Genomic DNA, 11,597 nt, shown 5'->3' on the forward strand with positions numbered 1-11,597 from the left:
CGCTCATGTGCGGGAACAGCGCGTAGTCCTGGAACACCGTGTTGACGTCGCGCTGGTAGGGCGGCAGGCCCGCGGCCTCCTCGCCATGGATGCGGATGGAACCTGCGCTGGGTTGCTCGAAGCCGGCGATCAGGCGCAGGCAGGTGGTCTTGCCCGAGCCCGACGGGCCGAGCATGGAGAAGAACTCGCCGTCCTTGATGTCGATGGACACCCGGTCAACGGCTTTCACCTCGCCGAACTGGCGGGAGACCTGGGTGAATTGAACAGCGGGGGTGGTCATGGTGCACGCTCCAAGGGGCAGGAATCCGGCGTAGGGGAGCCCTGCCCGTGAATCTGAGATACGGGTGAATCGGTACGGATGTGGTACTCGGGTGGGGCTATGCGCCGAACAGCTCCCTCTCCCTTCAGGGAGAGAGTTGGAGAGAGGGCGGCCGGGCATCGGAGCCAGCGGTTTCACCCTCTCCCCCAGCCCCTCTCCCTGAAGAGGAGAGGGGAGCCAGTCAGGCGCGGCGGGGAAATTCCTGCCTTAACGGCCGCCCATGATCCCGATGTAATCCTGGGTCCAGCGGCTGTACGGGACGAACTTGCCGCCCTCGGCCACCGGGGTCTTCCAGAACGCGATCTTGTCGAACTGGTTGTAGCCGTTGGTGGCGCAGCCTTCGCCGCCCAGCAGGGTGCTGGCCTTGCAGCCTTCCGGCACGGCCGGCACGGAACCGAACCAGGCCGCCACGTCGCCCTGAACCTTGGGCTCCAGCGACCAGTTCAGCCACTTGTAGGCGCAGCTCGGGTGCTGCGCTTCGGCGTGCAGCATGGTGGTGTCGGCCCAGCCGGTGACGCCCTCTTTCGGGAACACGGTGGCGATCGGCTGACCTTCGGCCTTCAGGGCGTTGGCCTGGTACGGCCAGGCGCTGGAAGCAGCGACGCCTTCGTTCTTGAAGTCGCTCATCTGCACAGTGGTGTCGTGCCAGTAGCGGTGGATCAGGTCATGCTGCTTGCGCAGCAGATCGACCACGGCGGCGTACTGCTTCTCGTCGAGCTGGTACGGGTCGGTGATGCCCAGCTCGGGCTGGGTGGCCTTCAGGTACAGCGCGGCATCGGCGACGTAGATCGGGCCGTCGTAGGCCTGCACGCGGCCCTTGTTCGGCTTGCCGTCGGGCAGGTTCTGCGCTTCGAACACGACTTTCCAGCTGTCCGGCGCGGTGGGGAAGATCTTGGTGTTGTACATCAGCAGGTTCGGGCCCCACTGGTACGGCGCGCCGTAGGTCTTGCCGTTGACCACGTACCAGGCGGCGTCCTTCAGGCGCGGGTCGATGTTCTTCCAGTTGGGGATCAGCGACGGATCGATCGGCTGCACGCGCTTGCCGTAGATCAGACGCAGGGAGGCGTCGCCCGAAGCGGTGACCAGGTCGTAGCCGCCCTTGGCCATCAGGCTGACCATCTCGTCGGAGGTGGCGGCGGTCTTCACGTTGACCTGGCAGCCGGTGTCCTTCTCGAACTGGGTCACCCAGTCGTAGTTCTTGTCGGACTGGCCGCGCTCGATGTAGCCGGGCCAGGCGATGATGTCCAGGCGGCCTTCGCCTTGGCCGACTTCCTTCAGGGCCTCGGCGGCCTGGACGCCGGCGCTGGCCAGCAGGGCGGTGGTGATGGCACTGAGCAGTGCGGTCTTGCGCATCGGGTGTCTCCCTCTCGTTGTTGTCTCTATTGGTGGGGCAGTTCAATCGAGCAACAGCCCTCTGACGGCTTGGCGTCGGGGCGTTTCTTATGTGCCGGCGGGCGACCCCGCCGGATGGTTCAATCCAGCTGCTGGCCGTGGCGCGCCATGATGTGGCGCACCACGCTGTAGTCCTGCAGCGAATCGCTGGACAGGTCCTTGCCGTAGCCCGAGCGCTTGAGCCCGCCGTGGGGCATCTCGCTGGCGAGCATGAAATGGGTGTTGATCCAGGTGCAGCCGTACTGCAGGCGGTTGGCGATCTGGAAGGCCTTGTCCAGGTTCTGCGTCCACACCGAGGAGGCCAGGCCGTATTCTGAGTCGTTGGCCCAGTCCACCGCCTGTTCCAGCTGATCGAAGCGGGTCACGGTGACCACCGGGCCGAACACCTCGCGCTGGACGATCTCGTCCTGCTGCTTGCAGCCGGCCAGTAGGGTCGGCTGGTAGTAGAAGCCGGGGCCCGAATGCACGGCGGCGCCGGTGACGCGTTCGATGTGCGGCTGGCCGAGGGCGCGTTCGACGAAGCTGGCCACGCGGTCGCGCTGGCGGGCGCTGATCAGCGGGCTGATCTCGTTGTCGGCGTCGCGCTTGCGGGCGAAGCGGATGCTCGCCACGGCGTCGCCCAGTTCGGCGACGAGGCGGTCATGGATGCCGGCCTGCGCGTAGATGCGGCAGGCGGCGGTGCAGTCCTGCCCGGCGTTGTAGTAACCGTGGGTGCGCACGCCTTGGACCACGGCTTCAAGGTCGGCGTCGTTGCAGACGATCACCGGCGCCTTGCCGCCCAGTTCCAGGTGGGTGCGTTTGAGCGTGCGCGAGGCGGCCTGGAGAATCTTCTGCCCGGTGACGATGTCGCCGGTCAGCGAGACCATGCGCACCTTCGGGTGGCTGACCAGATGGCTGCCGACGCCTTCGCCGCCGCCGCAGACGATGTTGATCACGCCCGCTGGAAGAATCTCGGCCAATGCCGGCGCCAGCGCCAGGATGCTCAGCGGGGTGTGTTCGGACGGCTTGAACACCAGCGTGTTGCCGGCGGCGAGCGCGGGAGCGATCTTCCACGCGGCCATCATCAGCGGGTAGTTCCACGGCGCAATGGAGGCGACTACGCCCACCGGATCACGGCGCACCATGCTGGTGTGGCCGGGCACGTATTCGCCGGCGAGCTGGCCCTGCTGGCAGCGCACGGCGCCGGCGAAGAAGCGGAACACGTCGGCGGTGGCGGGGATGTCGTCCTGGCGCGCCAGGTGCAGTGGCTTGCCGCAGTTCAGCGATTCCAGCTGGGCGAGATCGTTCGCGCGCTTGTCGATGGCATCGGCGATGGCCAGCAGCGCGGCGGAACGTTGTGCGGGTGTAGTGCGGGCCCAGGCGGGGAAGGCGCGGTGCGCGGCGGCGATGGCTTGTTCGACCTGATCGATGGAGCCGTCGGCGATGCTGATGAGGGTCTCGCCCGAGGTCGGGTTGATGATCGGCTCGGCCATGCCTTCGCCGGCGACCAGTTGGCCGTCGATCAGCAAGGCGGTATGCAGGGTTGCGCCGGTCATCTTGGAAACTCGTCTTTTATCTGTCTTGTTTTCGGGGGCCATGTGCGTGCTCCGGCGTAGGGGCGGTGCCCGGAACTTGGCCCTTTGGTATGGGACGAGAGACTAGAGTCCGGGCGTGGGGTCGACAAATTCTAATTACTGAAAGCGCCGTTCGATTAAATCGAACGCTGTAAGTCTCTAGATCGAAAGGCGTTTGGCGTTCGGCTGCTCTCGGGCGACGGTGAGGAACGGGTCCACCAGTGCCGGCCGCGCGGTGCCGCGACGCCAGGCCAGGCCGACATCCAACGGTTCGGACAAGTCCACCAGCGGCCGCGCCTCGATGATGTCGCCTTCCAGCGACCAGGGGCGGTAGGTCATGTCCGGCTGGATCGACAGGCCCAGGCCCGCCGCCACCAGGCTTCGTACCGCTTCCACCGAGGCGGTGCGCAGCGTCACCTGCGGCACCAGCCCGGCGCGCGACCAGATGCGCTGGGTATGCAGGCCCATCTCGTCAGCGTTCAGCTGGATCAATGGCTCGCCCGCCACATCGGCGAGGGCGATGCTGTCGCGCTCCAGCAGCGGATGCTGCGCCGGCAGCCAGAGGCGGTGTGGCGAGTGAGTCAGCACCTCCGTCTGCAGGGCGTGGCGGTCTTCCAGGTTGGAGAGGATCAGCACGCCAACATCGATCTCGCCACTCACCAGCAGGTGCTCGATGTACGGGCGTTCGTCCTCCACCACGCGGGTCTTCACGTTGGGGAAGGCGCGCTGGAAGCGGTTGATCAGGTCCGCCAGGTAATAGCCCGCCACTAGGCTGGTCACCCCGATGGTGAGGCTGCCGGCTACCTGATCGGTGCTCTGCTGCAGGCTGCGCTTGGCGTTCTCCACCGTGGCCAGGATCAGGTGTGCCTGGCGCAGGAACTGGTGGCCCTGGTGGGTCAGGGTCATGCCCTTGGCGTGGCGGTCGAACAGGCGTACGCCGATCTCTTCTTCCAGTTGCTGGATGGCCAGGGTCAGGGTGGACTGGGAAATAAACACTGCCTGGGCAGCGGCGGAGATCGAGCCGGTCTCGGCAACGGCGATGAAGTGGCGGATCTGGCGGAGCGTCATCATGGTGATTGGCCGCTGGTGCGCGGAGCCTCGATCTAGAGCCTTGTCTAGCCAGTCTCGGCGCATTTCATTGTTGATTATCGAAAATCTATAGGAGCATTCTTTTTAATCGAATGAAAGCGGCCTATTTGCCCTGCGGACCCGCCGGCAAAGGCCCGCAATATCCGGAAGCACTCTGCGTCTGCGCTGTGACAAGACTGCGAGCTAGAGTCGGGGGCCTGACTTTTCATCTCGATAGCTAGCGGAGATCGCCATGAACACACGTGGCCTGCTCGACCAACTGCTCAAATCCGGGCAGGAACTGATGCAGAACAAGGGCCTGACCCAGCAGGGCGGCGGCCAGGGCGCGCAAGGCGGAAAGGGCGGCCTGGACCTGGGCAGCCTGCTGTCCGGCGCCGGTGGCGGCGCCCTGGCAGCCGGTGCGCTGGGCCTGCTGATGGGTAGCAAGAAGGCGCGCAAGGTGGGCGGCAAGGTTGTCGCCTATGGCGGACTCGCGGCGCTGGGCGTGCTCGCTTACAAGGCCTACGGCAACTGGCAGCAGAAGCAGGCCAGCGCTCCGCGCGGCGAGCCGCAGACCGTTGACCGCCTGCCGCCGGCACAGGTCGAGCAGCATAGCCACGCGATCCTGCGGGCCATCGTCGCCGCCGCGAAAGCCGACGGACATATCGATGATCGCGAACGCCAACTGATCGATGGCGAGATTGCCAAGCTCACTGGCGACGTCGAGCTGCAAGGCTGGCTCGAGCGCGAACTGGCCAAGCCGCTGGACCCGGCCGAAGTCGCTCGCGCTGCCACCAGCGAGGAAATGGCTGCCGAGATGTACCTGGCCAGCCTGCTGATGGTCGACGAGACCAACTTCATGGAGCGCGCCTACCTCGATGAACTGGCGCGCCAGCTGAGTCTCGACGCCGGCCTCAAGGTCGAGCTGGAAGCCCAGGCGCAGAAGGCGCTGGACGCGGTGCCCGCCTGAGTGGCGTGACCTTCCTCGCATCCGCTGGATAAAGGGCGCGGCTGCGCCGCTTCGCCTGGCACCCGATGGTGCCGGGCATCAGTCTCCGTCGCCGGGCGTCCCGACCATTCCGGGCCGGCTGGCGGACGGCGCTGGCGCGTCGGTGTGGCGGGACTATCGTTGCCCAACGCACACCGCGCGATGGCGAGGGACTGGTCATGAACACAACCGATCTACTGGAACAACTGCTGCGGGCCGGACAGGGCTCGGCGGCGCAACAGCAACAGGGCGGCGCCGGTGGCGCGGACCCGCTCGGTGGCCTGGGTGGCCTGCTCGGCGGGCTGCTGGGCGGCGGCGGAGGCGGCGGACTGGGTTCGATTCTCGGCGGTGGTAGCGCGGGCGGCTCCGGTGGTGGTGGGCTGGGCGGACTGGGCGGTGTGCTGGGCAGCATGCTCGGTGGCGGCGCCAGTTCCGGCGGCGCTCCCCAGGGGCGTTCCACGGGTGGCGGCGTCAACTACGCCATGCTCGCCTCGCTGGGCATGATGGCCTACCAGGCCTATCAGAACTGGCAGCGCCAGCAGAATGCCAATCCCTCGCAGCAGCAATCGCTGACCACCGTCGACCAGCTCGATGGCCCCGAGGCCGAAGCCCATAGCCACGCGATACTCACTGCCATGCTCGCGGCTGCCAAGGCGGACGGCCGTATCGATGAGCGCGAGCAGGCGGCGATCCAGGCAGAACTGCAACGCCACGCCGGCGAGCCCCAATTGCAGGCCTGGATCGACGCCGAAATGCAGAAACCACTGGACGCCGCGGACGTCGCGCAAACCGCCCAGGGCGATCCGGCCGTGGCCGCGGAAATGTACCTGGTCAGCGTGATGCTGGTGGACGACCAGCAGGACGCCGAGCGCACCTACCTCGATGAATTGGCCTACAACCTCAACCTCGCCCCGGAACTCCAGGCGCACCTGGAACAGCAGGCGAAGGCCGGTGGTGAAGTAGCTTGATACAACTCAGGGCACGACCGTAGGAGCATTCGTACAATCTGACGGTCAGAGAGGCTCGGACGAACGCATCCTCGCGGTGCGTTCGTTCCTCAATTCTGCAAGGAGGCTTCATGCCGTTCGCTCGTTTCACCCTGCCCACCGCGCTGTTGCTCAGCGCTACCGCCACCCTGGCCAACGCCGCCAAACTGGAAGACGTCGCGCCCTATCCCAAGGCCGAGGACGGCTTCGTCCGACAGGTCATCCATCTGCCCAAGCAAGCCCATGAAGAGAACTTCAAGGTCGAGATCCTCGCCGGCAAGACGCTGAGCGTCGACTGCAACCGCCAGCGCCTGGGCGGCACCCTGGAAGAGAAGACCCTGGAAGGCTGGGGTTACTCCTACTACCGCCTGGACAAGGTCAGCGGCCCGGCCAGCACCCTGATGGCCTGCCCCGAGGGCAAGAGCAAGAAGGACTTCGTCCCGGTAATCGGTGAAGGCTTCGTGCTGCGCTACAACAGCAAACTGCCCATCGTGATCTACGCGCCGAAAGACGTCGAAGTCCGTTACCGCCTCTGGTCCGCCTCCGACAAGGTCGAGCACGCCCGCGCGGAGTGACCCTTCCGCTCCTGCTTTTGTAGGAGCGAGCTTGCTCGCGAACAGGCTTCCCCCGGCTCCGGCGCCGGGTGGGTTCGCGAGCAAGGACTGGGCGTCCCCCTCGGTCCTGCAACTAAACCGCCAGCACAACCTCGGAGCGCTCTTCCGGCTCGGTGCAGTGGTGCTGCCAGATTGCCTGGTACAAGGCTTCCAGATCACGGGTGAATCGCGCCGTGTCGAACAACGGCGAGTCCATCCGCGCTGCCGACAGCCGCTGGCGCAGCTCAGTGCGTGCGCTGTCGTCGAGGGCCAGGGCTTTCAGCCGCTCGAAGCAGTCCTCTGCATCCTTCGCTACCAGTTCGTCAAAACCATGCGCCTTGAGCAGGCTTCCCGCCACGCGGCTGGTAAAGGTCTCGCCCAGTCGAGTGATCAGCGGTACCCCCACCCAGAGCGCATCACTGGCCGTGGTATGCGAGGTGCAGGGGAAACTGTCCAGGGCCAGGTCGGCGAGGGACAGACGGGCCAGATGTTCATCCTGCTTCAGGCGCGGTGCGAAGATCAGGCGTTCGGCGGCCACTCCACGCTGCTGTGCCTCGCGCCGAAGATTGTCGCGGGCCTCCTCGACCTCGGGCTCCAGCAGCCAGAGCACGGCCCCAGGCACCTCCCGCAGCAATCGGCACCACAGGTCGAATTCGCCCGGATTGAGCTTGAGCAACTGGTTGAAACTGGCGAACACCACGCCTTGTTCCGGTAGCCCGACCTCCGTTCGACCAGGCGGCGGGTTCAAGGGGCGGTCCCGGTCATTGGGTTGGTAGCTATGGGGCATCAGCGCCAGCGTCTCGCTGAAATGCGCAGCGTGCTCGGCTGGCGTCACGGTCGGATCACCGATCAGGTAATCCGCCAGGCGTGGATGCCCCAGGCTGCCCGGATAGCCCAGCCAATTTATGATCACCGGCGCCGGCCGCAATGCGGTGATGCCCTGGCGTGCGCCGGTGGTGTAGCCCTTCAGGTCCACCAGGATGTGCAGGCGCTGCTCGGCGATCAGCTTCGCCGCCGCCTCGTCGGACAGCTCGCGCAGGTTGTGGCGGTGCAGGCCAGTTGCGGCGATGCGGCGGGTGAAGTCATCGTCGCGCTCGGGGCTGTAGTCGAATAGGTGGATATCCACCCTGGCGCAGTCGTGCGCCTCCAGCACGCCCATCATCAGGTGCATCGTCGCGTGGTCATAGAAGTCGCTGGACAGGTAGCCGATGCGTAGGCATTCGCCCTCTGTGGGCTCGCTGCTCAAGGGTGAGGCGAGCAGCTCCTGTGACCAGCGCGACTCGGCAAAGTGGCGAGCGGCATCACGGTGTAGTTCCGGGGAAAGTCCGGGCAAGTTGATCAGGCTCCAGGGGGTGAACGCATCCTGTGGTGATGTTTGCAGTTTCTGCAGAAGCTCAGTGTCAACTGCTGCCAGTTGGGGCCAGCTACCCAGTGTGCGCAGAGCCAATTGCAAATCGTCCCATTGCTTGGCCTCGGCAAACCATTTAGCGGCCTCGCTGAAGCGTTTTCGATTTCGTAGCGCTCTGGCCAGTTCCAGTTGGAGGTCGGTTCTATCCGGGCCCAGCGTGAGTGCTTGAGTAAGAACGGGAATAGCCGTCTCACTTTGGCCGCATTCGCACAGGTGGTTCCCAAAGTTTTTGTAGGCCAGGAGGTAGCCGGGGTTGCTGGCAATGGCCTGGCGGTAAAATTGTTCGGCTTCTGCGTAGCGGCGTTGCTTGTTACAGAGGTTCGCCAGGTTGTTGGCCGCTTGTGCATTCCGTGGTTGTAGTTGCAGGCAGCACCGGAATGCCTCCTCCACGGCGTTGTCATTGCTCAGTGCTCGCTCGGCCAGAGCCAAATTCAAGTAATAGGTAGCATCCTTGCGTACGGTTAGGGCGCGCTTGATCAACTCTCGCGCCAGTGTTGCCTTGCCTTGGCTTAGACAGGCGACTCCGCACAAATGAAGAGCCTCGGCGTTGCGCGGTTGGCTACGAAGCAGTTGTCGCGCCAGAGCTTCACCACGAGCGGGGGCTCCGCTGTTGAGCGCATCGACAATGGTTTGTACTGACAGTCTGGGTTGGCGCTGGCGCATGAAATGTCTCCGGTATGGGATGCCGATATCTTCAGGGGAATTCCGTTTAAGTAATTCGGAAATTGCTGTCAGGAATTCCTGAAAGGTATGGGATAGATTTTATTTGAGTGTCCCAGGTTAGGGCGGTGCTGGCTTTTGAGCTTCTTGATTATTAGTTGTTGGGACAGAGGGATTTAATGGGGGTAAAGAGTTTGTAATTGATAGTGTGTTCATGCGTTGGTTCACGGTTTGAAATTGGTTCTCTACACAGGTTTCCAGTTAGATGCTTATTCGAGAGTATCGCTATAGGATGAAAAATCAATAAAGGAGGGATTTTTGCATGTCACCTAGCCGGCATTCTGTCGCGGTTAAGCCCGCAATAAGCGTCATAACCCCCACATGGAATCGTGAGTCGCTGCTACCGTTTGCTTATCGTTCGTTCTGCTCGCAAAGTGTAGAGTCTCTGGAATGGGTAGTTATCGATGACAGTGATAAACCAAGTGCTTTTATGGAAAGCTTGAGTGATTCTCGAGTTGTTTATCGACATTTGCCTTCGCGAAAGACAATCGGCGAGAAGCGCAATCTAGCCAATGAAATTGCCAGGGGCGATATTATCGCCCACTTTGATGATGATGAAGTCTATGCGCCAAATTATCTTGCAGCGATGCTTGGCCAGATGCGGTTGCATGGGGCTGACTTTGTAAAGCTAAGCGCATTCTTCATCTATAGCAGAGTGTATAAAAAATTTGCCTATTGGGATCTGATGTGCAAGGCCGGTTTGCATTTCTGTTGGAGCGGTAGACCGGTTACACTTCACGAAATTCCTGAAGGAAGTCAGGCGTTTCTCGAGAACCATCTTGGATTCGGTTTTAGCTATTTTTATACGAAACGTCTCTGGGCCGAGCATCCGTTCGAGCCAATTTCTTTCAACGAGGATGGGCTTTTTGCAACGGCGGCGCGCAACAGGGGTGCACACATCGCTCTTCCTGTTGATGACTCCGGTTTGTGCTTACATGTGCTACACAAAAACAATTCATCGAAGAGCTTTCCACAGTTCATCCTGCCGGACGTACTTGTCGAGCGCCACTTTCCGCACTTCTGTGAGGCGCTCGACTCGGCGTCGTTGCGTTAGATTAAATGACAGGCGAGCCGCAAGGTTGGCACCAAAGATGAAACTTTGATCTTCACAGTTTTTCCACTCCAGAAACGTTGGCAGGTCTGAAGAAGATCGTCACGCTGCTCGCGAATCTCTTCATGTATTGATGTTGAGAAATTGCTCTCCATTGTAGACGGTAAGTATTATGCTGAATTTTGGCATTTTTTGATCCATGGATATATAAATGGCGATGCTCTTGCGAGCACCGCCGAAGCTACGTCAACTCCAAGCAGCGGCTATAACCGGTGCAAGTGCTTGCTGATAGTTGGGGGGGAGGGTGGTCTGACCAAGTGCAGGAGGTGAAAACGCCGCCATGGCATTAACTAATTGGTCGACCTTGTCGTAATTTAAGGTTTTGCCGTTGCTGGTCTGGAACTTTTCTATATAGCACTCTGACCAATTAGGGGTCCCACTGCTGCTGGGGTACCAGAAATCAATGGAAACTTTGTCGCTTGTTCCTATGATTTTTACAACTAACGAGCCGGAGATATTTTCCTTGCTAAACCAAAGTTGGTCAAAGTTTATCCCTTGGCCAAACTTTAGAATGTCAATGTCGAATGGGTTTGTGCTTCTTTGAGCCTCCAGGATTGTGTCGGAGCCATCTCCTTTGTTGAATATATAGGTGTCGCTACCCCCGTTTCCTTGAAGTTTGTCATTTCCTCTTCCGCCTGTAATTAAATTGTCACCATTTGTCCCTATTATTATATTATCTAAATTATTCCCAGTTAGCGCCATATTGCCGCTGGCTTGAGTGCAGTTTATGCCTTCTATGTTGTCGGGGAGGGCGTATTGAGATATGGAGGCGCCGAATATTTCGATTGAGTCATATCCCTCTCCGGGGTTCTCTATGATAACGTCTCCTACGTTGTCAATGATGTATCGGTCGTCGCCCGTTCCACCTCTGAGCGTATCGGTACCCGTGCCCCCATCGAGAATGTCATTACCTGCGCCGCCATCCAGAATATCATTGCCCGCGCCGCCATATAGGATGTCATTTCCCGCGTTTCCGTAGATTACATCGTCACCATTCTCCCCCCATATTATGTTGTTTAATTCATTTCCTTGTATGGTGTCATTTCCCTGCGTGCCTCGAGCATTCTCTATGTTGGCTCCATAGGCGATGCCTAAAGCGCGCTCACCCATGAAAACGTGCGATGCAAATGTCTCGTTGGTGGGTCTGAAAAATATGTCGCTGCGGGTTCCATTGTTTAGATTTAGATTTGATCCGGATGTGAAGTTACTGAGATCGATTGTGTCTATACCGCCGCCGTCCCATATCGTGCTATAGAATGGAACATATGAGTATTTGTAGATCGTGTCGCCGCTGTTGAATGAGGGCGGTTGCAGAAGCTGAGTGCAACACGGTTACTGGATTGAAGCAGGTGCATCATGCTGCAACGCCACTACCTCTGTCATGACCTCAATCGGGCATTTMCAATTGAAGCGCTTGCGCGGTCGGATGTTCAGTTCGTAGGCAATGGCATCCAACTGC

At 61.1% G+C, this 11,597-nt stretch carries 10 protein-coding genes and 1 pseudogene; 4 read left to right on the forward strand and 7 right to left on the reverse strand.

All coding sequences use genetic code 11. From position 1 onward, the window contains the following. The 4 genes from A9513_RS10620 to A9513_RS10635 all read right to left on the reverse strand — a co-directional run. Nucleotides 1–280, reverse strand: a 280-nt coding sequence (locus tag A9513_RS10620; RefSeq protein WP_141678374.1) for an ATP-binding cassette domain-containing protein, incomplete at its 3' end; no start/stop codon positions are given. A gap of 246 nt (nucleotides 281–526) precedes the next feature. Further along, nucleotides 527–1,672, reverse strand: a complete 1,146-nt coding sequence (gene ydcS / locus A9513_RS10625) for a putative ABC transporter substrate-binding protein YdcS (protein ID WP_065084715.1) — start codon at nucleotides 1,670–1,672, stop codon at nucleotides 527–529. A gap of 119 nt (nucleotides 1,673–1,791) precedes the next feature. Continuing rightward, nucleotides 1,792–3,288 (reverse strand): gamma-aminobutyraldehyde dehydrogenase, encoded by a 1,497-nt coding sequence (locus A9513_RS10630; protein WP_083196089.1) that lies wholly within the window; start codon nucleotides 3,286–3,288, stop codon nucleotides 1,792–1,794. A 135-nt stretch (nucleotides 3,289–3,423) separates the two neighbouring features. Further along, nucleotides 3,424–4,335 (reverse strand): LysR family transcriptional regulator, encoded by a 912-nt coding sequence (locus tag A9513_RS10635; RefSeq protein WP_024765694.1) that lies wholly within the window; start codon nucleotides 4,333–4,335, stop codon nucleotides 3,424–3,426. Between the two features lie 250 nt (nucleotides 4,336–4,585). Between A9513_RS10635 and A9513_RS10640 the strand changes: the two genes are divergently transcribed. From A9513_RS10640 to eco, 3 genes are all read left to right on the forward strand, one after another. After that, the gene (locus A9513_RS10640; protein WP_065084717.1) at nucleotides 4,586–5,302 is read left to right on the forward strand and encodes a tellurite resistance TerB family protein; all 717 of its coding nucleotides are present in this window, start codon (nucleotides 4,586–4,588) and stop codon (nucleotides 5,300–5,302) included. A 197-nt stretch (nucleotides 5,303–5,499) separates the two neighbouring features. After that, nucleotides 5,500–6,288 carry a tellurite resistance TerB family protein gene (locus A9513_RS10645; RefSeq protein WP_024765693.1) on the forward strand — a complete coding sequence of 263 codons (789 nt, stop codon included), beginning with the start codon at nucleotides 5,500–5,502 and terminating at the stop codon, nucleotides 6,286–6,288. A 110-nt stretch (nucleotides 6,289–6,398) separates the two neighbouring features. Continuing rightward, the gene (eco, locus tag A9513_RS10650) at nucleotides 6,399–6,881 is read left to right on the forward strand and encodes a serine protease inhibitor ecotin (RefSeq protein WP_024765692.1); all 483 of its coding nucleotides are present in this window, start codon (nucleotides 6,399–6,401) and stop codon (nucleotides 6,879–6,881) included. Nucleotides 6,882–6,993: 112 nt separating this feature from the next. Here eco and A9513_RS34785 read toward each other — a convergent pair whose 3' ends face one another. Then, the gene (locus A9513_RS34785) at nucleotides 6,994–8,970 is read right to left on the reverse strand and encodes a tetratricopeptide repeat protein (RefSeq protein ID WP_083196090.1); all 1,977 of its coding nucleotides are present in this window, start codon (nucleotides 8,968–8,970) and stop codon (nucleotides 6,994–6,996) included. A 319-nt stretch (nucleotides 8,971–9,289) separates the two neighbouring features. On the opposite strand from A9513_RS34785, the gene A9513_RS10660 reads away from it, so the two are divergent. Next, the gene (locus A9513_RS10660) at nucleotides 9,290–10,081 is read left to right on the forward strand and encodes a glycosyltransferase family 2 protein (RefSeq protein ID WP_024765690.1); all 792 of its coding nucleotides are present in this window, start codon (nucleotides 9,290–9,292) and stop codon (nucleotides 10,079–10,081) included. Between the two features lie 243 nt (nucleotides 10,082–10,324). Here A9513_RS10660 and A9513_RS10665 read toward each other — a convergent pair whose 3' ends face one another. Both A9513_RS10665 and A9513_RS35440 read right to left on the reverse strand, forming a co-directional pair. Next, the gene (locus tag A9513_RS10665; protein WP_065327385.1) at nucleotides 10,325–11,248 is read right to left on the reverse strand and encodes a calcium-binding protein; all 924 of its coding nucleotides are present in this window, start codon (nucleotides 11,246–11,248) and stop codon (nucleotides 10,325–10,327) included. Between the two features lie 222 nt (nucleotides 11,249–11,470). Continuing rightward, nucleotides 11,471–11,597 (reverse strand): annotated as a pseudogene (locus A9513_RS35440) (IS30 family transposase); the annotation flags it as partial.

Source organism: Pseudomonas sp. AU12215, from assembly GCF_001675465.2.
Lineage (GTDB): Bacteria > Pseudomonadota > Gammaproteobacteria > Pseudomonadales > Pseudomonadaceae > Pseudomonas > Pseudomonas nitroreducens.